Genomic DNA, 22,093 nt, shown 5'->3' on the forward strand with positions numbered 1-22,093 from the left:
AGATGTTAAGACAGAGTTTGATTATATTAGGGTTACTAGTGAGCGCGGGATGCGCACAAGTACCAGAAGAAAAAGCGGATGAGCGTGACCCGCTGCAATCATTTAATCGTCCAATGTATGACTTTAATATGGATGTGTTGGATGCCTACATTCTTCGCCCTGTTGCAGTTGGGTATGTTGCTGTTACACCAACACCTGTAAGACGAAGCTTAGTTAATTTTACAGATAACATCAGTGCCCCAACGGATGTTATTAATGCGACATTACAAGGTAAAGCTGGTAATGCGGGCATTAGTATTGCTCGCTTTTTAGTTAATTCAACCGTGGGTATTTTTGGTGTTTTTGATGTTGCCAGCTCTCTTGGTCTAAATATTATAGATGAAGATTTCGGACAAACCCTAGGTGTGTGGGGAGTCGGCGATGGTGCGTATTTAATGTTACCAGGTATGGGACCATCAACAGCGCGTAATCTAGCTGGCGATGTGGTCGATGGTTTTGTATTACCTGAGATAGCCTTAACCACACCACAAACAGTGCTGGTATTTGCTTTTAAAGCAATTGAAGCGCGAGCATCATTAATTCCACAAGAAAGCTTACTGAATGAATCTTTAGACCCTTATATTTTTATGAAGGATATCTATTTTCAACGTCAGTTATATGAATTGTATGATGGTAATCCACCAATTGAGAAAGAGCCTGAAGATTTTGATGAAGACTTTTTAGAAAGTTTGTAATTGAAAACATAAAAAATGCCAGCTAAGCTGGCATTTTTTATGTTTATACTAATCTGCATAAACATTTGAACAATTTAACGAATTAAATAGCCCCCATATCGACGCTGATTGGTATTAGATGATTAGGCTGAAAGCTTATTATTCACCAAGTACTCTCATTTGTTCGTTTGCCCAGTTTACGGCGTCATGGTACGCATCTGGCACTTTATCTGTCGCTAAGCCAAGCTGCTCTTGTATTGCATTCGCGCCTTGCCAATTTGCTTGTTCATAGAGTTTTACTAAACGTAAGTATTGTGCCAGCAAGCCCTCGTCTTTAACGAGTGCTAATTTTATGTCATTGGATAGTGGTAACTTTTCCATAACACTTTCCATACTTTCATCGAGTATGGCATCCATTAACGACATCATACCGGTCAAAAATGCCATGCCTGTATCTTTAAATTTATTATGATTTATTGCGAGTAACTCAGTAAAGCGTGCGCGAGTGAGCGATAATCTAATTAGTTCTGCAGGTTTATCTGCGGCAACTTGAGATGCAAAAAGTAGCGATAAAAACTTTTTAATTTCTTGTGCGCCTAAAACAATTAAGGCTTGTTTTATGGTATTTATTTCAGCTCTTCGTTTGAATGCAGCAGAATTACTATAGCGCAGAAGTTTGTAAGATAAGTTTACATCTCTTTCAAAAACTTCAGTAATTTTCTTTAAGTTTAAGTCAACAGTCGACGTTTCATAGAGTAATTCAGCAAGTGCCATTTCTGATGGAGGCAGTGTTTTACTTTGTACCATTTCAGGTTTAGAAAAGAAAAACCCTTGAAAGTATGTAAACCCTAGTTCAAGTGCTAATTGATACTTTTCGTATGTTTCGACTTTCTCAGCCAATAATTTAATTTGTGGGAATGGCTTAATTGCTTCAATAACTTCATGGATAGTATCAAGTTCACAGGTCAAAAAATCGATTTTGATGATATCAATAAAAGGGTAAAAATGACGCCATACAGGCTGGTGAATATAATCATCAAGCGCTAGGGTATAGCCTTTTTCTTTTAAGTCTTTGACTAAAGAAAGTAAACGTTTCCCTGGTTGAATTGTCTCTAATATTTCGACCACAATTTGTTCTTTGCCTAATAGAGTAGGGTAGCCTTTTTGCAGTGTGTCGAGTGTAAAGTTTATAAAAGCAGGTTTGTTATCGGTTAAATCTTCTAAACCAAAGTTAAACTGGCTGCCCTCAATTAGTCGCGAGGTCGCTTCATCGCCATCGATGTTGGGAAATACATTATCAACGCCATCACGAAATAGTAACTCGTAACCTACAAGTTTTTTTTCACGGTCTAGAATTGGTTGGCGCGCAGCATAAAAATACATAAACAACAGATCCACATCAGTTAAACGATTACATCAGCAATATAAGGTAAAACATAGCAAATAGCATTAACTATATTTTCAAAATTAAACCTATAGTATTGGTGTGTACCAGTGTAAATACCCAAACCACCTCAAGATGCGAGCTTCAGTTGGAATTAAAAGCGATTTAGGCAAGACATTGATTGCAAGTAATAGTGGTTCTATTGTTAAAATCAATAACGCAGTATAAATCGCTTTTAAACCAACCCCTTGGGCGTTTCACAGGCACTTACTCTCATCGTTGTTACTTCTTAAAATGGATTGCCATTGTTGCAAAGTAACGCCTTGATATTAAGCGCCTGTGAAACGCTGAATTCTGCATCTTGAGGTGGCTTGGGTATAGATCTTATCCTAGGGTAAATAGTCATTAATTTCCATTGATATACACTAAATTTACTGCTTTTCACAAAAAATCAGAATGTTCTCATATGGTTGCTAGATTAGTCGTACTAATTGGAGTTATTTACCCTTAGCATGATATAGTCAAGCACTAGGTTGGTTTTTACACCAATAATGTCTTATTTATAGCATTGATTTGCGAGTCATTATTAGGATTAAATGCCTGATTTAAACTTCTTTATCGGAGGCGAATTTGGAAACTGGAATGATTATTTCTTTGGCAGCATACTTTATTGTAATGCTCGGCATTGGTTTGTATGCATATAAACAGTCAACCAGCGATGTGTCGGGTTACATGCTTGGTGGTCGTAGTTTATCACCAGGTGTAGCTGCATTATCTGCAGGTGCATCAGATATGAGTGGCTGGATCTTGATGGGGCTACCTGGCGCTATGTTTGTTACTGGGTTTAGCAGTACATGGATTGCGTTAGGCTTAATTATCGGCGCATGGTTAAACTACTTTTTGGTCGCACCGCGATTACGTGTTTATACTGAAAAAGCGAATGACTCTATTACTATCCCAGATTACTTTTCAAATCGTTTTAACGACAACAGTAACTTACTGCGAGTAGTGTCTGCGGTTGTGATTATTGTTTTCTTTACTTTATATACCTCATCAGGTGTAGTGGCTGGTGGTAAATTATTTGAAAGTTCATTTGGTTTAAGTTATGAAATGGGACTTTATATTACAACAGGTGTTGTAGTTTTATATACTTTATTCGGTGGTTTTTTAGCGGTAAGCCTGACTGATTTTGTACAAGGTTGTATTATGTTCATTGCTTTAATTTTAGTACCTACGGTGACTTATACATTACTAGAACAGCCTTTAACATCAACACTTAACAGTATTAACCCGCAAATGCTGCAATGGATTGGGGCAGGTTCTTTGGTGAGTATTATATCAGCAATGGCATGGGGGTTAGGCTATTTTGGCCAGCCGCATATTATTGTTAGATTTATGTCTGTTCGAAGCGTCAAAGATATGCCTACCGCACGTCGTATAGGTATGAGCTGGATGATAGTTGCAGCGCTAGGTGCGGTAGCTACGGGTTTATGTGGAGCTGCATATGCCTATGAAAATGGCATCGTTGTTGATGATCCAGAAACAATATTTCTTGTTTTATCTGAATTACTTTTCCACCCACTTATTGCAGGCTTTTTATTAGCCGCTATATTAGCGGCAATTATGAGTACAATATCTTCGCAACTATTAGTGAGCTCAAGCTCGTTAACAGAAGATTTTTATAAGACATTTATTCGTCGAGATGCCACAGATAAAGAGCTTGTATTAGTAGGGCGAATTAGTGTTGCTTTAGTTGCTATTTGTGCCATTTACTTAGCGTATGATAGAGATAGTTCTATTTTAGACTTAGTAAGCAACGCATGGGCTGGTTTTGGCGCTGCATTTGGTCCACTGGTTCTATTTAGTTTATATTGGAAAAGAATGAACTTTGAGGGCGCATTAGCTGGTATGGTCGTCGGTGCTGTAACCGTGTTAGTGTGGTTTTATGCGCCGATAGAGGTTAATGGTGAACATATCAGTAAGTTAATTTACGGTATTGTTCCTGGGTTTATTTTATCAAGTATTGCAATTGTTGCTGTAAGCTTAACAGCAGCAGCGCCGAGTGAAAAAATTACGCTATTGTTTGATGATGTCGAGAAATCGCTTTAATCATAATGTGTAATTAAGAATAAAAAAGGAGCTAATTAGCTCCTTTTTTATTTGTATTTTAGCTAAACGTTAACTGGCTGCTTTTTCTTCTGTGTTTTTCAGATCAGTAACGCTACTTGCTTCTTTTTTAGATTTTGCAGATGAAGCCTTAATTGGTACTTCTTTTGCGCCTTTCAAAACATTCATGAAATCATCTTTGCTTTTTGCAATCTCAAGTGCGAGCGATTCAATTTGTTGCTCGCTTAAAGGCACATCGACCTTTTCTAGCATCGCCTCAAGTGATTCAGCGATATCGAGCATCTTGTCATACGCGTCAGCTTCTTTTTTAGTAGTAAACGTCATACGCTCGACTCCGTTTCTTTCTACAACATATTTAACAACAACAGCCATGATTTCTCCTGCCAACTTGCTTGGTGAATGATAATTCACCTTGATTGATTACTGTTTTTATGTACAGTAAATGTTTGTCCGGCTATTTGCAAGTGAACATTTTTATTTTTTTATTATCGGTACGGTTGACAAGATGGACGCTATTTACTTTATTTAAAAGGTCACACTTTTTCAGTATGGCTTTAATTAAAATCAGTCAAAAAGTGAGATCGCTTTATCAACTATTAACTAAGTCCACGAATGGACATCATGGAGGAGAAACATGAAGTTTTTAACTTTAATAGTCGTATTATTTGGTTTTGCAGTCGCCTTGCCAAGTTATGCGGTCGATAATAAGCCTGCTACAGCTAAAATTGCTCAAAAAGCTGAGGTTATTAATATTAATCAAGCAAACGTTGACCAATTGGTTCAATTACCAGGTATTGGTAAATCAAAAGCGCAGGCTATTATTGATTACCGTACTAAGCAGGGTAAATTTAAATCACTAGGTGAGCTTACTCAGGTTAAAGGTATTGGTGACAAAATCGTTGCAAAATTAGAAGGAAAAGTAACGCTTTAATTACAAAGGCGAGCTATTGCTCGCCTTGTTTCTCTTTATTATATAGTTTAATAGCCTCGGCTAAAAAAGGTTTTGAAAATTGTATTTCGACGGGCGTTGTCAATATTGGATAACTTATACCTGTGACAATTAATGCAAGTATCATCAGCCAGCCATCAATATAAACGAGTGAGAAAAACAATGGAATTAATAGAGTTAGCTTAGCGATACGTAGACTGATTTTTTGCATTGGGCTTAGCATGCTAAGTGCTATTGCGATTATATCTTGTCGCTGTCGCACTTTTAGATGCTTAAGTTGAGGTAACTGGCTTGATAAAAAAGCAGGCATCATAGACTCTTCTTAATGATTAAACGAGCGAAAACAACAGTTATTAATACAATACTGAATGCTGCAAATATCACTTCCATCCAAGCAGGCATACTCATTCCTAAAAATTCCCAATCAATATTACCGCAATCACCGGTTGCAGCAAAAAAATTTGGTATCCATTCGTGTAAAGGCAGCGGGAAATTCGGCTCAAATTCACAACTAAAAGCAAATGGATCAGTCGTTGTTTGCATATCAATGTGCTCACGTGCGATCAGGTAGCCCCAAATACTGGCTGTTGCCCACGTCACAATACCTAAAAACCGAAAGATAAAATGGCTTGGTTTAATGGCGCCAATTAATCCGGCAACTAATAATCCCAGCATTGCAGTACGTTGATATATACACATAATGCAAGGCTCTAAGCCCATTTTATATTGAAAAAACAACGCAACAATTTCAAAGATAAATGCAGTCACTGCCAATAATATCCATGGAGTACGTTGCTGTGCTAAATTAGCTAACCAATTCATAAAACTTCCAATTAAAAACGCTGTAGTTAGATTATGACGTAGACGCTAAACCACACGCAAGGGTAAACATCACTTGTAGCTATAAAAAGTTATATACCCAAACCACCTCAAGATGCAGACTTCAGTGTTTCACAGGTGTTTAATATCAAGGCGTTACTTTGCAAGAATGGCAGTCCCTTTTAAGAAGTAACAACGATGAGAGTAAGCGCCTGTGAAACGCCCAACGGGTTGGTTTAAAAGCGATTTATACTACGTTATTGATTTTAATAAGGGAACAACCATTATTTGCAATCAATGCCTTGTTTAAATCGCTTTTAATTCCAACTGAAACTGCATCTTGAGGTGGCTTGGGTATACTCTGTTATTTATTCTTTGATGAAAATATCGCGTTTCGTGATCGCTGTGTTTTAATATGTAAAAGACGCAAGATGTTATATTTTTATGGATAATCCTAATTATTAGTATAGATTGGAGTGGGAAATCAAATGAGGGCGTTCTGACTGACTTTACTTGTTAGTTTGGCTTCATCTGGTACAATCAGTCAGTTAACTTATAAAGTGATGTAATGTGATAACTCGAGTGGGAATTGAATGAGAATTTTTAAAGCTAAAAGTCCAGCTGGATTTGCGGAAGAGTACATTGTTGAATCAATTTGGAATGGTGATTTTCCTCCAGGCTCTATTCTTCCTGCTGAGCGTGAGTTATCAGAATTAATAGGTGTTACACGTACGACTTTACGCGAAGTGCTACAACGTTTAGCGCGTGATGGTTGGTTAACTATCCAACATGGTAAACCAACACGGGTTAACAACTTTTGGGAAACCTCAGGATTAAATATATTAGAAACGCTTGCGCGTCTTGATGAAGATAAAATGCCAGAGCTAACAGATCAATTATTATCTGCTAGAACTAATATTAGCGCAATTTATACTCGTGCAGCAATTAAACATGCACCAGATCGTGTGATTGAAATCTTATCACAAAGTGATGAGCTTGAAGATAGCGCACAAGCATTTGCAGATTATGATTATAAAGTTCACCATGAATTAGCGGTTGCCGGAAATAACCGTATTTATGTGTTAATTTTAAATGGCTTTAGAGGTTTTTACTCTAAAATAGCTTGTCATTACTTCTCTGATCCAGGCACACGTCAATTAGCGCGTCAGTTTTATAAAGACTTAACTATACTGGCCGAAAAGCGTGAACACGATGGCGCAATTTCATTGCTACGTAAATACGGTCATCAAACTGGTGAAATATGGCAAAAAATTCGTGGTGACATGCCAGAAAACATTATGGACTAATGCAGTAAAATAAATAGATTGAAGAAACCTGCTTTTGCGGGTTTTTTTGTGTCCATTTTATGCATTAAAATATGTTCAATATTTTCGATTGACTGCATCGAAAAATACGATTATCTATTTAAGGTTATTATCTCTAGAATATTTTGATAATTATGCATGTAAACCCTTGGTATTTCATTTTTTGATGCCATATTAAAGGCAAGCATTGCGTAAGCAATTAAAAGCAAACTCAAATATTTGGAGAATAAAATGGGTGTATTAGTAGGCCGCCAGGCACCAGACTTTACCGCTGCAGCAGTATTAGGTAACGGCGAGATCGTAGATAGCTACAATCTTCACGAAACAATTAAAGGTAAAAAAGCAGTTATTTTCTTTTACCCGTTAGATTTCACTTTCGTATGTCCTTCTGAACTAATTGCTTTTGACAAGCGTTTCGAAGAATTTCAAAAACGTGGTGTTGAAGTAATTGGTGTTTCAATTGATTCACAATTCTCACACAACGCATGGCGTAACACTGCTGTTGCAGATGGCGGCATTGGCCAAGTGCAATATGCATTAGTTGCAGACGTTAAACACGAAATTTGTAAAGCATATGACGTTGAGCACCCAGAAGCTGGCGTTGCATTTCGTGGTTCATTCTTAATCGACGAAGCCGGTAACGTTCGTCACCAAGTAGTGAACGACTTACCACTAGGTCGTAATATCGATGAAATGCTACGTATGGTTGATGCACTTGCATTTCATACTGAGCACGGTGAAGTATGCCCTGCTGGTTGGACTGAAGGTAAAAAAGGTATGGACGCAAGCCCTGCAGGCGTTGCTAAGTTCCTTTCTGAAAACGAAGGCGACCTATAATTTAGGCCTTTGTTTTAGAATATAAAAAACCCGCCAATTTGGCGGGTTTTTTTATGTGCTTTTATTTAGAAGGAAAAAGATATTTTAGTATATATATAACGGCCTCGTGGATTGTGCACACCAGATGCATAACCATATAAGTCACTGTCACCATCACCAATTGCGAAAGGTGGCTCTTCATCAAATAAATTGTTAATACCGAATGATACTTTTGTTGACTCAGTAATTCGATAAGCTGTTTGTAAATCCACTAATACTTGTGAGTCGACCATTCTCGATGAATTACTATCAAAGTCGAGTGTTCCGTCGAAGTCTATGTCAGGAGTATCTTCAAATTCACCTACATAACTAATATTTAAGTTTGTATTTAGCTCACCTAGCTCCCAATTAGTTGAAAATATAAAACGATGTTCAGGGTAGCCGTATTCACCAGTATAATCACGCCCATCTTTCTCAAATTTATTTTGGAATGCCCACTCTAAATTAAACTTTAATAGGCCAAGGTCATCAAGTGAATGATTGTAATTAGCTGAAAAATCAACACCTGAAACTTCCTGTGAAGAAACATTTTGGAAAGTACTGTGTATCTTTTGTATTACCCCTAAACGTTGCCCTGCTAGTGGAGCTAGGCGAACACAAACAGTACTATTTTGATTATCGCATTCAGCGTCATATATTGGACCAAAGGCTTGTTCATCAATTTTATTATCTTGGGTGATACTCCATACATCAATACTCAAGCCAAATTCAGCCATCGGTGCCCAAATAAAGCCAACATTCCATGATTCAGATTCTTCTGGTTTTAAATCAGGGTTGCCTGCAAACTGAATATTATAATCCAGAACCCCACAATCTTGGCCTGTTGCATTACAGCGATAAGTATCAGTGAAGAATTGACTTTCTTCTGATGGGCCTAAACCTACTTGAGCAAGAGAGGGAGCTCTAAACCCTTGTGCCCAAGAACCACGGACTGTAATTTCGTCAGTAGGAGCCCAACGTAGTGCAATTTTTGGATTAGTCGTATTACCAAAATCACTGTAATCGTCATAACGCCCTGCAAGCTGTAATTCTAAAGTATCGGCAAGTGGGATTGAAAATTCAACATATGCAGCGTATTGCTTGCGATTTGCTGCAGCTGACACTGACTCGGTGCCAAATATTAACCCGCGCTGGAATTGATCGTCAGGGATATCACTAACATCTTCCTCACGGTACTCGACACCCGCTGCTACCATTACGAAATCGTCACCAAAACTAAATGCTTCTCCCGTAATATTGGCATCAAATGAAGTCATATGAGATTCACCGCGGCGTACCAAACTAGTGGTTATGCGATCAATGACTGCAGGGTCGTTATATGTACCGCCAAAAGGATTGTAATTGCCAGCATTGATTTCTTGTTGCAGGAAATCGGTTCTTACCCAGCCTTGTGTACGATCACCTGTTTGCATTGATTTACTGCGGCCTTTTTGTACTGCAGTTTCCCAACTCCAATCATTTATTTCACCCTTAAGGCCAGCGACAAAGCGCAATGTATCTGATTCAATATCCCATTGGCGTGCACCAGCATCGACAGTGCGGTAGCGGCCAATTTTAATATCTTTGCCAAATGGGTTGTTAGGGTGAGATACGGGTACAGTTAAACCTGCATCTTCATCTAGAGGGGTTGGAGCACCAGCCGCAATTGAGCTGTTATGCTGAACTGCGAGTTCCAAAAATGCGCTAATACCGTTATCAAAATTGTATTCAAATTGTGAAATGGCGCCTACACGCTCTGAAGCCGGTGCAATATAACCAAACGGGCCATAATCAAACAGGCAACTGCCAGTTGATGTTGCGTTTTCTGCAGGACAGTCTGGATCGATTGTTTTTACACCATCAACAATAAAGTAGCCAGGAAACCCACGTGATGAACGGAAGTCTTGCCCGCCATTGGCTGATTGGTTTGCTGTACCTAGACGACCCATTTCATTTGACGATAAGGATGTATTCTTAAAGTAATCTATTATTACTGAAGCACTACTTTTATCACTCGCAGTTCCCCATACAAGGCTTGCAGATGTTTCTTCGTAATTAGGACCATCTGTACCGCCATAACCTAAGTTAACTTCTAAACCATCAATATCTTTTTTCAAAATGACATTAACTACACCAGCAACAGCATCAGAACCATAGATAGCAGATGCACCATCTTTTAATATATCAATGCGTTCAATAGCAGAAACAGGAATACTATTGATATCAACGAAAGAATTGGTAATTCCTTCTGCAAATGCGCTTATAGCAACACGGCGACCATTTATTAATACTAAGGTTGCATCAGCGCCTAGCCCTCGTAAGCTCACTGCCGCAGCTCCATTTGCTGTTGAGTCTTGATTATTACCTCGAGTAGAAAATGTGCCATTGCCTGCAACAGGCATTCTTTCTAATAATTGCTGAAGGTTATCATAACCCATATTATCGATATCAGCGCGGCTGATAGACTGAACAGGTGATGGACCTTCTATATCTGTTCTTTTTATTCTTGAGCCTGTTACTTGAATACGCTCTACTTTAGTTGCTTCATCAGCTGCGTAAGCTATGTTAGTAAAACCAGTTGTTAGTGCGAGCGTTGCACATGCTAATAGGCTTGGTGTAAATGGAATAACTTGCTTCATCCTTAAATCCTTGTTGTTTTATTAAGTATTTTTGGTTCAATAAACCAGTGACATCAATACCATGTAATCAAAATGTTATCAACTTGAGCGAAAGGTTAACTTATGAAGTTTTTTGTTTTAAGGTATAAAAATAAAAACGCCTAACAGGGTGTTAGGCGTTATAGGGTTAAGCTTTGTGTTTCATTAACCGTTCTTTCTCGCGGGACCAGTCTTTACTTTTACCGTCTTCGCGTTTGTCATGCATTTTCTTACCTTTACCGAGTTGAAATTCTAATTTAACCCAACATTTTTTCCAATACATGGCTGTAGCGATTAATGAATAACCATCGCGTTCAGTTGCACCAATTAAGCGGTCTAACTCACGCCGACTCAATAAGAGCTTGCGATAACGCAGTGGATCACAAATTACATGGGTAGAGGCACTATTAAGTGGCTGAATTTGACTGCCAAGTAAAAATGCTTCGCCATTTTTAAGGTGAATATAAGTTTCAGAGATATTTACTTTGCCAGCTCGGATGCTTTTTACTTCCCAGCCCTGCAGTTCGACACCAGCCTCAAACTTGTCGTGTAAAAAATACTCATGGCGCGCTTTTTTATTCAGCGCGATGGTATTACTTGTCGATTTAGATGAATTTTTCTTAGCCATAGTGTCCCATATTATACGTAAAGCTCTGCTTTTTACATCGATTTTTTATTTTTACTGTAAATAATCGATGATAAATAAAGCGTCGGGAAAGTTTGGGGAAAAACGCAAAACTTGCTAAAATTCGCCCACACAGTTGGGAGTGAGTATGCCACAAATAGAAAAAAGTGCGCTAGTAATGTATAGCAGCAAAGAGATGTTTGATTTAGTCAATGATGTGGATGCCTATCCTGAGTTTTTACCGCATTGCTCTGATGCAAAAATTATTGCACAACAAGACAATACAATGACTGCAAGTTTAGAGATATCTAAAGCAGGTATAAAAAAATGGTTTACCACTGAAAACACGTTTACAGATGAAAATACAGTGACTTTACGTTTAGTCGATGGGCCATTTAAAGCTTTGCAGGGGCGTTGGCACTTTCAGGTATTAGATGATACCGCATGTAAGGTTCAGCTTCAGTTGGAGTTTGAATTTGCGAGTAAGCTAATTGAACTTGCATTCGGCCGGGTATTTAATGATGTGGCGAAAAATATGGTCAATGCATTTACTCAGCGTGCTAAACAGGTATATGGACCAAGATTATGATTACAGTTGATGTTGTTTTTGCGCTACCGACCAGCGCAATAAGTTTACAAGTTGAAGTGCCAGTAGGAACAACCGCTGAGCAAGCAGTCATAAAGTCAGGAATTATTGCAAAATGCCCTGAAATAGATGCTACAGCACTCACTCTAGGTGTCTGGAATCGTACCTGCAAATTAACGCAAGTACTAGAGGATGGCGATAGGGTTGAAATTTATCGACCGCTAATTGCAGATCCAAAAGACGCAAGACGTAAACGGGCTGAAAAAGCCAAAGATGAAGGTCGGGCTAATAAAGTGACGGGGGGACGCCCGCTAGATAGAACACAGTAGTGCGAAACTAAAAAGGTTAGCGTGTACTAACCTTTTTTAAATTTGCGAGTGGCAATTAAGTATTATTGCTCAAGTGGTGTATTAAACTCTTCAGGTTGCTCATAATCTCCACTTATCGATGTTAGCTTTTCATTATTAAATTTAACAGTAAGTAGTTTTCGTTGTTCACTGTCACGACCTAGGTTAAAGGTGTAAGAGTAATGCCATGTATTTTTATCAAAGGCATCTTTTGCAACAGGTTGGCCTAAAACATATACAACTTGCTCACGAGTCATGTTTATTCGAAGTTTATCAACATCAGTTTGCTCTAAAAAGTTACCTTGAGGGATATTGATACGATAAACCCAACTTGAACAACCTGCTGTTGCGCTTAGTGTAAGGGCAACGATAAACCAAAGAGAAAAAGTTTTTAACGACTGCATTGTTTGTTTGGATCCTTATTTTTTATAGACTGCATGATACCGATTAGTCACCTAAGGTAAAACCCTTTTGAGTAATTGTTTGTTACTTAATTCTTAGTATCTATGCTTGGAGCGCAATTTTGACCACAGAGTCCGATAAAAGTTTAACTATTCTTAAAGATAATGCTATAGCGAATAGCTCTATTTGGTCCCTTTATATCGTGCAAACACGTTTTGGGCATTGGTATACGGGCATATCTACAGATGTAAGTAAGCGCTTTGCAAGCCATCAAGCGGGAAAAGGCGCTAAAAACCTAAGAGGAAAAGGGCCGCTTACACTTATTTATCAGCAAGAGATCGGGGATCGCAGTGCCGCAACTAAATTAGAAATTAAAGTCAAAAAGTTATCTAAACAGCAAAAACAGCGTTTTATGCAAGTTGGCCATTTGCCTACAGCTGCGAGAAATCGAACTGGCGAATGAACCGTTCAATATATATTACGCTTTTTACATACAAAGCCTGATCAATATTTGCAAACGTATCAGTCTTTTTGTGATGATGAGGATCGTCCCCCATACCAAAGTAAACATAGGGTATACCGGCTTTTGCGAAGGAGTAATGATCGCTGGCTTTTCGCCAATCTATTTTATCGACTCTAAGCAGGCGGTTCATGTGCTTTGAGCTACTACTTACACGTACTCTGAGGTCATTCGATGAAATAGTCGCTAGTTGCGACTCAATCGTTTTTTTAAGTTTAGGCAGAGTAAATGCATATAAGGTTTTACTACGGGCACTCACAGCAAGCATATCCAAATTTATATTAAAAAGTACAGTGTCAGTCGGAAGTTGGCTTACAAAATACTTACTGCCGTGTAAACCGTTCTCTTCGGCGTCAGTAGCAACAAATATAATGTTAAACGCTGGCGTGTTTATTTTTAGCCGTTTAGCTAAATACAAAAGTGCACTCACACCACTGGCATTATCATTTGCGCCGGGGTAAAACTGTGTTCCTTTTTTTCCAAGATGATCATAATGGGCAGTAATGACAACCGTGAGGGACGTGCTATTTTGAGAGGTAAGAGTAGCGATAACATTATTGCCCGTACCACGCGAAAAAAAACTACTTTGGTAACTAAACGTTTGCAACTCACTTGAATATCCTAATAACTCAAATCTCTCTTTGAGATAAAGCGCACTTAACTCAGCGCCTGAGGTACTTGTTTTTCGACCATTAAATGCCGCAGAGCTTAAGTGCCTTAAATCATCAAGTAACTGTTGAGATGATGCGCTATTTACATCGCAAGGGAACAGCAAGACCGCAAGTAATATAAATATATGAGCTTTAATGATTATTCACCTTCGCTGTCATGTTGTTTAGAGCACGAAGTTTACCTTGATAGCGTTGTTTATCATGATCAAAATCTGCATATTTTCTAGCAAGGCCTAGTTGTTTATAAGCTTGCTTAAAATCACCTAGTTGGTAATAAGTACGGGCAAGGCCAAAATAGCTGTCATGAATTTTGTTATCTAAACGCTTAGCGGATAGAAAGTGCTTGATAGCATCTTGATAATTTTTAATATGATATGCAGTATTACCTAAAGACACATGATAATAAGGATTACTTTGGCGCTTTATATTAAGACGTGACAAGATCGTTTGCGCCTCAGCTTGGCGACCTGTGATTTGGTATAACAGTGCTAAATTACCTAGGGCAGTATTATTATTACTATCTAGGGAGAAGGCATAATTATAGGCAACCTCGGCATTATCATATTGTTTATTGAGTCTAAAGAGCACGGCTAAATTCCCCCACGAGCCAGAATGTTGGGTATCTGCTTTTATAGCCGCAATATAGTAGCTATAGGCAATATCATAACGCTGATTGAGCATTGCTGCTGCACCTTTATTGTTATAAAACATCGCAGTAATTCGAGCTTTAGTAATAGGGGTTGTTTTAAACTTTTCACCGCGAGAGTTTGGATCAAAATCAATAATTAATGAGTTCGCTAAATTGTAAACGTAGTGAATACTGGCTTCTTTATTGCGAGGTTGTGAAACCGCAAGATTAATGTGCCCAGTGAGTAAGTTGTAACCTTTATTTAATGACCAGTACTCAGGGATGTGAACTTGTTGAAACTGCCCATACATGCCTAAATACTCAGCCATACTAAAAGCTAAAATCGATAGCGATAAGCAATTTGCATTTAAGTCGCGAAAAGTGTGTTCTGCAATAAGGGTTGCGCCTGATTGGTATGAAAGTGAATCATCGCCGTTATCTAATAAAAACGTCAAGAGCTTACGTGTTGATTGTAAATTTCTTTTGTGTGGTGGAAACTGTATATCTAGCTGCTGCATCATGTCATCACTGAGTCTAAATATCTCATCGGGTGTTTCTACATCAGACAGAGTAAATGTTTGGTTTTTAAATATTTCATTTGGAGGAGAGGGGACATCGTTAGGAATACTTTGACAGGCAGTTAATAGTAAAGTAGCGAAGAAAGTGGCTGCAAAATATAAGTGATTAGAAATAGTCATACTACACCCCAACTAATAAACAACTTAATTAAGCTTAGTCTATTTTGTAGTTGGGGCTATGGATAAATTATAAACTATGTCAGTGTTTTTCGAACGTGGCGACAAGTCTATCCAAAATTTGCGCGCTATTTGCCAGATCTTTGATTGCCTGTTCAGTGGTTATTTGTTCATGCATTGCTTTATCGCTGATCTCACTGATTTGTTCGATATTACGTCCGACATCAGCAACCACATTACTTTGCTCTTCAGTCGCAGTGGCGATGAGTGTTGCCATATCGTTTATTTCATTGGCTGTATTAGTGATTGTGGTGAGTAACAATACCGAGCTTTGCATGGCTTCAACGCTATCTTGTGCTTTATGTTTAGACTGAGCAATATTGTTAACAACACTTGTTGAAGTTTGTGTCAATTCCTCAATCATACCTTGTATTTCGGTTGTTGATTGTGATGTACGATTTGCTAATGCTCTGACTTCATCGGCGACAACAGCAAAACCTCTGCCGTGTTCGCCTGCTCGTGCTGATTCAATCGCGGCATTAAGAGCCAGTAAGTTTGTCTGTTCAGAAATCCCTCGAATTGAGTCAACAATACTGGCGATTGCAACGGTTTTTTGTGATAACACATTAACTTGAGTAATAATGAGGTCAATATCATTAGCTAAAGCCGATATCATTACTTGGCTTTGCGCAACTTGCTGGTGGCTTTGCTGTGTATTTGCTTTACTATCTTCGGTCAATTTAGCGGCCATTGCTGCGCTACTTGCAATTTCTTGAACTGTCGCGCCCATTTGGTTAATTGCTGCTGCAACTGAGATAGTCTGATCTTTTTGATTATCTAATGCCAGCGAGTTACGTTGCGCTTGATCGAAAACATGTTGTGAGCTTTGGCGTATATCGTGACTTTCACTGGCAACGTTGGCTATTGCAGTTTCTATTTTAGTAATAAAAAGATTAAAGCCATTGGTTAAATCAGTTAATTCTGGCTGCGACGATTCAGGTAAGCGATAAGCAAGATTAGCGTCTCCAGAGCCTAAGCGAGTAAATAGCTCTGCCATGTTTGAAAGTGGGGAAGAGAGTGAACGAGCAAGGAGGTAACTAAATACGCTCGCTAGTAATCCAATAATGACCGAAAATGTAATTATTTGCCACTTAAGCTTATCAATACTGGCAAACACTTCGTTTTTGGGGACTTGGGCAATAACATATAGTTCAGTGTTTTTGATTGGGCTTGCTGCAAGGAGTATATTTTCACCTTGAAAGCTAATTTCTTGAATTGAGAATGGCAGATTGTTCAATAGTTGTGTAGAAATATTACCTTGATAAAGTTTATCGAGTGTTTCTTTCGCGACTTTACTTGCATCTTTATGTAATTGAATAAGGCCACTTTTATCAGCTACAAAAACAAAGCCAGATTTTTCAATTTTAAATTTTTGCAGTAGAGTTTGCATATCATCAATGCTTTTAGCTAAGCCAGCCAAACCAGTGCCATTGACTTGTTGATGATTAACAAACATTTTCACATCATTTGATGATTCTTGGAAAATACTAATAGAGTAGGGCTGCTTAGACTGTTTAAAAGCAAAAAACCAACCATCTTGTTGCTGTGTTAACTCTCTTAAAAAACCATCTTGATTCCAGTATTGCGCTGTTTCTCTGTTTGCCCAAGACGCGGTGGCTAAATCGTATTGTTTCACTAAACGGTTTAATTCTTTGAGTAACAGGCGATCATTCGTATCTGTAGATTGTGACCAATCAAGTATAAATTCATTACTTGAAAGCTGCTCTGCGGCACTAATTAATTCATTAATATCATGAGAGATATAATTATTAATGGCTTGTAATTTACTTGGTAATTCAGATTCGATCATTCGGTGTTCTATTATATTTTTCGCACTGTATATCGACGTTGCACCAATAAATGCCGCAACAACGAAAGTAATAGAAATACCGAGCAAGGTAATTTTTTTGGTAATTGATAAATGGTTTAGTGTCATCAATGAGTCTTAATTTACAACTAATATAAGGCTTTATTCTAGCACACCCTTTGATCATGGCTAATAGTTGCTTTAAATGAAATAAGTAGTGGTGGGGAAGTGTTTTTTATAAAGGAAAAAGCCCACAAACATAAGTATGTGGGCTTGGTTTCTAACAAGCGAAACGTTTATTGTCCAGGGTTAAACAATTTTTTTCATTGCTGACATGTAGCCACGTAATCGTGTGCCAACAATCTCAACAGGGTGCTCACGCAATGTTTTATTTATTTCAATCAGTGTTTGGTTATCAACATGGTTACTTTGCTCACCTAAACCTTTACCAATAACATCAGTGTTGATATTTTTCATAAAGTTTTGAAGTAGTGGCAAACACGCATGGTTATATAAATAACAACCGTATTCAGCTGTATCAGAAATAGTGCGATTCATTTCAAATAACTTTTTACGTGCAATAGTATTTGCGATTAATGGCGTCTCATGTAATGACTCATAGTACGCTGATTCTGCAATGATGCCCGCTGCAGTCATGGTTTCAAATGCAAGTTCAACACCCGCTTTAACCATCGCAACCATTAAGATACCGTTATCGAAAAACTCTTGCTCAGTGATTTCAATATCACCGGCAGGGGTTTTTTCAAAATTAGTTTCGGCGGTTTCTGCGCGCCATTTTAGTAGATTAGCGTCATCATTAGCCCAATCTTCCATCATCACGCGTGAAAAAGTACCGTCGATGATATCGTCTTGGTGTTTATTATAAAGCGGGCGCATAATGACTTTTAGCTCTTCACTCAATTCAAACGCTTTTACTTTTGCTGGGTTTGATAGACGGTCAAGCATGTTAGTAACGCCGCCGTATTTGAGTGCCTCGGTTACGACTTCCCAGCCGTATTGGATAAGTTTAGATGCGTAACCCGGCTCAATATCGTTTTCAATCATTTTATTAAAACATAAGATTGAACCCGTTTGCAACATGCCGCATAGGATCGTTTGCTCACCCATTAAGTCTGATTTTACTTCAGCGATAAATGATGATTTTAAAACGCCTGCACGATGGCCACCAGTACCCGCAGCATAAGCTTTAGCTTGTGCTAAACCATGACCTTGAGGGTCATTTTCAGGGTGTACAGCAATCAATGTTGGGACACCAAAACCACGTTTATACTCTTCACGTACTTCAGAACCAGGGCATTTAGGCGCAACCATAATAACGGTAATGTCGTCACGTACTTGCATGCCTTCTTCAACAATATTGAAACCATGTGAGTAAGCAAGGGTTGAGCCTTGTTTCATCATTGGCATGATAGCGCTAACTACAGCTGTATGCTGCTTATCTGGTGTTAAATTTAAAACAACGTCAGCGGTTGGGATTAGCTCTTCGTAAGTGCCAACAGTAAAGCCGTTTTCAGATGCGTTTAAAAATGATTGGCGACGTTCGCTAATTGCTGAATCACGTAATGTGTATGATACATCTAATCCAGAATCACGTAAGTTAAGACCTTGATTTAAACCTTGAGCACCACAACCAACAATTACTAGCTTTTTACCTTTAAGTGCATCAACACCATCGACAAATTCAGCTGGGTCCATAAATTCGCATTGTGCAAGCTGAGCTAGCTGCTCACGTAAAGGAAGAGTATTAAAATAATTCGCCATTGTTAGTATCCTATATTCATATTTGTTAGATGCAGGCGTTTATTGCCGTGCTTAAAACCACCATAATGAAACTTTCACCTTGCGTAAAATGATATATTTGAATTAAAGTATTTCAAAAAATGAAACGTGAAATGTGTACATCACTTACATGGAGAGAATATGGATCATAAACGGTTACATTACTTTTTAGCGCTTGCTAAAACCTTGCACTTTGCACGCGCTAGTGAGTTATGCCATATCAGTGCGCCTACATTAAGTCGTAATATTAAACAGTTAGAGGATGAAGTTGGGGTTGAGCTATTTATACGTGATAATCGCAGTGTTAAATTAACACGTGAAGGGGAGTCATTTATTGATTACGCAAATGCGACCTTAGCAAACTGGCAACGCTTTCGAACGAATGTACGAAATCCAGAGCAGACCATCTACGGTAAAGTCAGCATCTATTGCTCAGTAACTGCGTCGTATAGCTTTTTACACCAAATATTAGAGCAGTTACGGTTACAGCATCAACATATTGAAATAAAGTTAAACACGGGCGATCCTGCCGTTGCTATTAACCGAGTGTTAGATGGACAAGAGGCGATGGCTATTGCTGCTAAACCCGATAAATTGCCACCGCAAATAGCGTTTGCAAGTATAGGTTACTCATCTTTGGTTTTTATTGCCCCGCGCATTCCATCTTTGATTACCCAAAAGCTGTCTTTGTCTAGCGATAAAATAGCGTGGTCTGAATTAGAATTTATTGTTCCTGAGCAGGGTTTTACTCGCCAAAGGCTTGAGCAATGGTGGCGTAAACATGGTATTAATGCAAAGATTTATGCTCAGGTCGCGGGGCATGAGGCTATGGTATCAATGGTTAGTTTAGGACTTGGTATTGCGATGGTGCCAAAAATTGTATTGGATAACAGCCCGTTAAAAGACCGTGTACAGGTGATCAGTGATCAAAACGAAGCGCCAGCAGGGTTTGAGATTGGTTTAGCTGTATTACGAAAAGGGTTATCCGATGCTGCATTAAATGCACTGTGGGAGATTGCTCAAACTCTTGAAAATGTGAATTAGCTCGCTTGTTTCTACCCAAAATAAGTCCATATGTATCAAAAGTGTGAATGATTGTAATCAGCTAGGGATTAGTTTTTAATACCTTGCTATTATGGCCAGAATAAAGCATTTTTTGGCTTATAAACTGACATGAAGCTGATAGTTAAAACTTTTGCGTTAATATGTATCTATTGCCAACTTTCAGTAGCATCAGCGACTGAACAGCAGAGCGGGTATGATAAAAATATTGTAACGCAGCAATGGCATATTAGCCTTAACACAGGGTTAGGGGTTATCACTAATCCATTGCACTGCGGTGATAATTTACCTGTAGTATTAATCCCAGAAGTTGCCTTTTACGGTGAAAAATTCTTTTTCGATAATGGCAGATTAGGTTACACCCTTGAGGAAAGCTCTCGGCATATTTTTAATTTAATAACAGAGCTTAACCCCGAAACTCGTTTTTTTGTGAAATGGCACCCTACCAATGTCTTTGCATTAGCCTCAAAAAACTCAGTTGTATTTGAACAAAACCAATTAGAGAATCAGCAACCACGAGTGAAAATTACAGATCTTGATAAACGCAAGTGGGCGTTAGATGCAGGCTTGAGTTATCACTATGTTAAAGATAAGCATGTTTTTTCACTACAGGTATTAACTGATATCACGGGGGTTTATGATGGAAATAGAGCCGCAGTTCAGTGGCAAATGCATGAGACTATCGGCCGTTTAAAGCTAAAGCCGAGTTTAGGCGTTTGGTATAAATCAGCAAGCTTAAATACGTACTTTTATGGTGTAAGTGAACAAGAGCATAACTCAGCTTCGATAGAGGTAGGTCGTAGTTGGCAACCTTATGCTAAAATTGATGGCCGTTGGCCTTTAGGCAATAATAATTCATTGCGCTTTCATGTTGCGTATTATGATTATTCGGCTCTACATGAGAGTCCATTGTTTGAAAAAAAATATTCCATTACCGCCTTTATAGGATTTAATCATATTTTTTAATATGAAGTATTTTTCGTTTTCTTTGTACATCGTGATTTTTGCATTATGGTCTGAGTTAGCTTTTGCAAAACAAGACATTTTAACATTGTCACCAAAAGTCTGTGTGGTTTCCGAACAACAAGAATATTGCGATCTTGAGCTTAAGCTAACGCTAAATATGCCAAAGAAAATGGATGTATGTTTATATCAAGAAAGTAGTAAATTGCAATGTTGGCAACAAGTTAAAATAGCTAAATTAGATCATAAAGCCCGTGTTCAGGTAGCAACTATATACTCTTTGATCGACCCTCATACGGATGAACTATTAGCTACAGCACGTATCGAAGTACAGAGCACTCGTGCTAAAACCACTCGACGTAGATTACGTTCCCCGTGGAGTTTTTTTTAATTCTGGAGCTGCAAATGGCAAAGATTTTACTTGTTGAAGATGACTTAGGTTTACAACAATTAACACGAGATTATCTGGAAAATAATGGCCTTGAAGTTGCGGTACTCGATCGTGGCGATGAAGTATTTAGTTTTCTTGAGAATAACCCGATAGACTTAATTATTTTGGATGTGATGCTGCCAGGTAAAGATGGCTTTAGTGTTTGCCGTCAAGTACGTGATAAATTTAGTTTACCGATTTTGATGTTGACCGCAAAGGGTGAAGATTTCGATCAAGTATTAGGTTTAGAGCTCGGTGCGGATGACTATGTAATCAAACCTGCAGAGCCTAGAGTATTACTTGCGCGTATAAATGCGTTATTGCGCCGTGGCCAGGCCGTAGTTAAAGCCCCTGAAGAGCTACAATTTGGTGATTTAAGCATAGATAAAACTAGTCGTATTGTACGTTTAAAGAATAATGAAATCACACTCACTTCACATGAATTTGAGCTACTTTGGCTATTAGCCTCTAATGCTGGAGAAGTGCTTAGTCGTGAACATGTACATCAGCATATGATTGGTCGTCAGTATGACGGATTAGATCGTACAGTTGACGTAAGAGTGTCACGCATCCGTAAAAAATTAGGCGACAACAGTGATAAACCATACCGTATTAAAACCGTATGGGGACAAGGCTACCTATTCGTTTCAGATGCGTGGGGAATGTAA

General features: G+C 38.5%; 23 protein-coding genes. 12 read left to right on the forward strand and 11 right to left on the reverse strand.

Going from position 1 to position 22,093, the window contains the following annotated elements; all coding sequences use genetic code 11:
• Nucleotides 1-2 precede the first annotated feature (2 nt).
• A complete protein-coding gene (locus tag HH219_RS08095) occupies nucleotides 3-734 on the forward strand; it encodes a VacJ family lipoprotein (protein WP_054203277.1) in 732 nt (243 codons plus the stop codon).
• Nucleotides 735-872: 138 nt separating this feature from the next.
• On the opposite strand, the gene HH219_RS08100 is transcribed toward HH219_RS08095, so the two are convergent.
• Nucleotides 873-2,096: an HDOD domain-containing protein gene (locus tag HH219_RS08100; RefSeq protein WP_054203276.1), complete on the reverse strand. Its 1,224-nt coding sequence runs from the start codon at nucleotides 2,094-2,096 to the stop codon at nucleotides 873-875.
• A 631-nt stretch (nucleotides 2,097-2,727) separates the two neighbouring features.
• Here HH219_RS08100 and putP point away from each other — a divergent pair.
• The gene (gene putP, locus HH219_RS08105) at nucleotides 2,728-4,206 is read left to right on the forward strand and encodes a sodium/proline symporter PutP (protein ID WP_169327120.1); all 1,479 of its coding nucleotides are present in this window, start codon (nucleotides 2,728-2,730) and stop codon (nucleotides 4,204-4,206) included.
• A gap of 69 nt (nucleotides 4,207-4,275) precedes the next feature.
• On the opposite strand, the gene HH219_RS08110 is transcribed toward putP, so the two are convergent.
• Nucleotides 4,276-4,596: a YebG family protein gene (locus HH219_RS08110; protein ID WP_054203274.1), complete on the reverse strand. Its 321-nt coding sequence runs from the start codon at nucleotides 4,594-4,596 to the stop codon at nucleotides 4,276-4,278.
• Between the two features lie 262 nt (nucleotides 4,597-4,858).
• On the opposite strand from HH219_RS08110, the gene HH219_RS08115 reads away from it, so the two are divergent.
• A complete protein-coding gene (locus HH219_RS08115) occupies nucleotides 4,859-5,155 on the forward strand; it encodes a ComEA family DNA-binding protein (protein ID WP_054203273.1) in 297 nt (98 codons plus the stop codon).
• Nucleotides 5,156-5,168: 13 nt separating this feature from the next.
• Here the strand turns inward: HH219_RS08115 and HH219_RS08120 are convergent, their stop codons facing one another.
• Nucleotides 5,169-5,486 carry a hypothetical protein gene (locus HH219_RS08120; RefSeq protein ID WP_316244664.1) on the reverse strand — a complete coding sequence of 106 codons (318 nt, stop codon included), beginning with the start codon at nucleotides 5,484-5,486 and terminating at the stop codon, nucleotides 5,169-5,171.
• The gene (gene dsbB / locus HH219_RS08125; protein ID WP_054203272.1) at nucleotides 5,483-5,995 is read right to left on the reverse strand and encodes a disulfide bond formation protein DsbB; all 513 of its coding nucleotides are present in this window, start codon (nucleotides 5,993-5,995) and stop codon (nucleotides 5,483-5,485) included. The genes HH219_RS08120 and dsbB overlap by 4 nt, the downstream gene beginning before the upstream one ends.
• A 590-nt stretch (nucleotides 5,996-6,585) precedes the next feature.
• Here dsbB and fadR point away from each other — a divergent pair.
• Both fadR and HH219_RS08135 read left to right on the forward strand, forming a co-directional pair.
• Complete coding sequence (gene fadR / locus HH219_RS08130; protein WP_169327121.1) at nucleotides 6,586-7,299, forward strand: fatty acid metabolism transcriptional regulator FadR; 714 nt, start codon at nucleotides 6,586-6,588, stop codon at nucleotides 7,297-7,299.
• A gap of 249 nt (nucleotides 7,300-7,548) precedes the next feature.
• Entirely contained in the window at nucleotides 7,549-8,154 is a 606-nt protein-coding gene (locus HH219_RS08135) for a peroxiredoxin C (RefSeq protein ID WP_054203270.1), read from the forward strand.
• Between the two features lie 65 nt (nucleotides 8,155-8,219).
• Here the strand turns inward: HH219_RS08135 and HH219_RS08140 are convergent, their stop codons facing one another.
• Nucleotides 8,220-10,811 (reverse strand): TonB-dependent receptor, encoded by a 2,592-nt coding sequence (locus HH219_RS08140; protein ID WP_169327122.1) that lies wholly within the window; start codon nucleotides 10,809-10,811, stop codon nucleotides 8,220-8,222.
• Nucleotides 10,812-10,977: 166 nt separating this feature from the next.
• Nucleotides 10,978-11,457, reverse strand: coding sequence for an SsrA-binding protein SmpB (gene smpB / locus HH219_RS08145; protein ID WP_054203268.1), 480 nt, complete (start codon nucleotides 11,455-11,457; stop codon nucleotides 10,978-10,980).
• Nucleotides 11,458-11,602: 145 nt separating this feature from the next.
• Here smpB and HH219_RS08150 point away from each other — a divergent pair, with 145 nt between their 5' ends.
• Nucleotides 11,603-12,043 (forward strand): type II toxin-antitoxin system RatA family toxin, encoded by a 441-nt coding sequence (locus HH219_RS08150; RefSeq protein ID WP_054203267.1) that lies wholly within the window; start codon nucleotides 11,603-11,605, stop codon nucleotides 12,041-12,043.
• Nucleotides 12,040-12,369: an RnfH family protein gene (locus HH219_RS08155; RefSeq protein WP_054453904.1), complete on the forward strand. Its 330-nt coding sequence runs from the start codon at nucleotides 12,040-12,042 to the stop codon at nucleotides 12,367-12,369. The genes HH219_RS08150 and HH219_RS08155 overlap by 4 nt, the downstream gene beginning before the upstream one ends.
• Before the next feature lie 62 nt (nucleotides 12,370-12,431).
• Here HH219_RS08155 and bamE read toward each other — a convergent pair whose 3' ends face one another.
• Nucleotides 12,432-12,791 (reverse strand): outer membrane protein assembly factor BamE, encoded by a 360-nt coding sequence (gene bamE / locus HH219_RS08160; protein ID WP_054203265.1) that lies wholly within the window; start codon nucleotides 12,789-12,791, stop codon nucleotides 12,432-12,434.
• A 119-nt stretch (nucleotides 12,792-12,910) separates the two neighbouring features.
• Between bamE and HH219_RS08165 the strand changes: the two genes are divergently transcribed.
• Nucleotides 12,911-13,252, forward strand: coding sequence for a GIY-YIG nuclease family protein (locus HH219_RS08165; protein WP_169327123.1), 342 nt, complete (start codon nucleotides 12,911-12,913; stop codon nucleotides 13,250-13,252).
• Here HH219_RS08165 and HH219_RS08170 read toward each other — a convergent pair.
• The 4 genes from HH219_RS08170 to ilvC all read right to left on the reverse strand — a co-directional run bounded on the left by HH219_RS08170 (nucleotide 13,221) and on the right by ilvC (nucleotide 18,952).
• A complete protein-coding gene (locus HH219_RS08170) occupies nucleotides 13,221-14,084 on the reverse strand; it encodes a M20/M25/M40 family metallo-hydrolase (protein WP_249118477.1) in 864 nt (287 codons plus the stop codon). The genes HH219_RS08165 and HH219_RS08170 overlap by 32 nt on opposite strands.
• Before the next feature lie 28 nt (nucleotides 14,085-14,112).
• Nucleotides 14,113-15,306 (reverse strand): tetratricopeptide repeat protein, encoded by a 1,194-nt coding sequence (locus HH219_RS08175; protein WP_169327124.1) that lies wholly within the window; start codon nucleotides 15,304-15,306, stop codon nucleotides 14,113-14,115.
• Nucleotides 15,307-15,385: 79 nt separating this feature from the next.
• Nucleotides 15,386-17,299 carry a methyl-accepting chemotaxis protein gene (locus HH219_RS08180; protein WP_169327125.1) on the reverse strand — a complete coding sequence of 638 codons (1,914 nt, stop codon included), beginning with the start codon at nucleotides 17,297-17,299 and terminating at the stop codon, nucleotides 15,386-15,388.
• 180 nt (nucleotides 17,300-17,479) lie between these two features.
• Nucleotides 17,480-18,952, reverse strand: a complete 1,473-nt coding sequence (gene ilvC / locus HH219_RS08185) for a ketol-acid reductoisomerase (protein ID WP_169327126.1) — start codon at nucleotides 18,950-18,952, stop codon at nucleotides 17,480-17,482.
• Nucleotides 18,953-19,111: 159 nt separating this feature from the next.
• Here ilvC and ilvY point away from each other — a divergent pair, with 159 nt between their 5' ends.
• The 4 genes from ilvY (at nucleotide 19,112) to HH219_RS08205 (ending at nucleotide 22,093) form a co-directional block, all read left to right on the forward strand.
• Nucleotides 19,112-20,014 carry an HTH-type transcriptional activator IlvY gene (ilvY, locus tag HH219_RS08190; protein ID WP_169327127.1) on the forward strand — a complete coding sequence of 301 codons (903 nt, stop codon included), beginning with the start codon at nucleotides 19,112-19,114 and terminating at the stop codon, nucleotides 20,012-20,014.
• A gap of 129 nt (nucleotides 20,015-20,143) precedes the next feature.
• Nucleotides 20,144-20,998, forward strand: coding sequence for a MipA/OmpV family protein (locus tag HH219_RS08195; protein ID WP_169327128.1), 855 nt, complete (start codon nucleotides 20,144-20,146; stop codon nucleotides 20,996-20,998).
• 1 nt (nucleotide 20,999) lies between these two features.
• A complete protein-coding gene (locus HH219_RS08200) occupies nucleotides 21,000-21,386 on the forward strand; it encodes a DUF3019 domain-containing protein (protein ID WP_054203259.1) in 387 nt (128 codons plus the stop codon).
• A 14-nt stretch (nucleotides 21,387-21,400) separates the two neighbouring features.
• The gene (locus HH219_RS08205) at nucleotides 21,401-22,093 is read left to right on the forward strand and encodes a response regulator (protein ID WP_054203258.1); all 693 of its coding nucleotides are present in this window, start codon (nucleotides 21,401-21,403) and stop codon (nucleotides 22,091-22,093) included.

The organism is Pseudoalteromonas sp. NEC-BIFX-2020_015 (assembly GCF_012952265.1).
GTDB lineage: Bacteria > Pseudomonadota > Gammaproteobacteria > Enterobacterales > Alteromonadaceae > Pseudoalteromonas > Pseudoalteromonas neustonica.

Coding starts and splice junctions, on each gene's coding strand:
- HH219_RS08095 (WP_054203277.1), top strand. CDS start 3: ATGTTAAGACAGAGTTTGATTATATTAGGGTTACTAGTGAGCGCGGGA.
- HH219_RS08100 (WP_054203276.1), bottom strand. CDS start 2,096: ATGTATTTTTATGCTGCGCGCCAACCAATTCTAGACCGTGAAAAAAAA.
- HH219_RS08110 (WP_054203274.1), bottom strand. CDS start 4,596: ATGGCTGTTGTTGTTAAATATGTTGTAGAAAGAAACGGAGTCGAGCGT.
- HH219_RS08115 (WP_054203273.1), top strand. CDS start 4,859: ATGAAGTTTTTAACTTTAATAGTCGTATTATTTGGTTTTGCAGTCGCC.
- HH219_RS08120 (WP_316244664.1), bottom strand. CDS start 5,486: ATGATGCCTGCTTTTTTATCAAGCCAGTTACCTCAACTTAAGCATCTA.
- dsbB (WP_054203272.1), bottom strand. CDS start 5,995: ATGAATTGGTTAGCTAATTTAGCACAGCAACGTACTCCATGGATATTA.
- fadR (WP_169327121.1), top strand. CDS start 6,586: ATGAGAATTTTTAAAGCTAAAAGTCCAGCTGGATTTGCGGAAGAGTAC.
- HH219_RS08135 (WP_054203270.1), top strand. CDS start 7,549: ATGGGTGTATTAGTAGGCCGCCAGGCACCAGACTTTACCGCTGCAGCA.
- HH219_RS08140 (WP_169327122.1), bottom strand. CDS start 10,811: ATGAAGCAAGTTATTCCATTTACACCAAGCCTATTAGCATGTGCAACG.
- smpB (WP_054203268.1), bottom strand. CDS start 11,457: ATGGCTAAGAAAAATTCATCTAAATCGACAAGTAATACCATCGCGCTG.
- HH219_RS08150 (WP_054203267.1), top strand. CDS start 11,603: ATGCCACAAATAGAAAAAAGTGCGCTAGTAATGTATAGCAGCAAAGAG.
- HH219_RS08155 (WP_054453904.1), top strand. CDS start 12,040: ATGATTACAGTTGATGTTGTTTTTGCGCTACCGACCAGCGCAATAAGT.
- bamE (WP_054203265.1), bottom strand. CDS start 12,791: ATGCAGTCGTTAAAAACTTTTTCTCTTTGGTTTATCGTTGCCCTTACA.
- HH219_RS08175 (WP_169327124.1), bottom strand. CDS start 15,306: ATGACTATTTCTAATCACTTATATTTTGCAGCCACTTTCTTCGCTACT.
- HH219_RS08180 (WP_169327125.1), bottom strand. CDS start 17,299: ATGACACTAAACCATTTATCAATTACCAAAAAAATTACCTTGCTCGGT.
- ilvC (WP_169327126.1), bottom strand. CDS start 18,952: ATGGCGAATTATTTTAATACTCTTCCTTTACGTGAGCAGCTAGCTCAG.
- ilvY (WP_169327127.1), top strand. CDS start 19,112: ATGGATCATAAACGGTTACATTACTTTTTAGCGCTTGCTAAAACCTTG.
- HH219_RS08195 (WP_169327128.1), top strand. CDS start 20,144: ATGAAGCTGATAGTTAAAACTTTTGCGTTAATATGTATCTATTGCCAA.
- HH219_RS08200 (WP_054203259.1), top strand. CDS start 21,000: ATGAAGTATTTTTCGTTTTCTTTGTACATCGTGATTTTTGCATTATGG.
- HH219_RS08205 (WP_054203258.1), top strand. CDS start 21,401: ATGGCAAAGATTTTACTTGTTGAAGATGACTTAGGTTTACAACAATTA.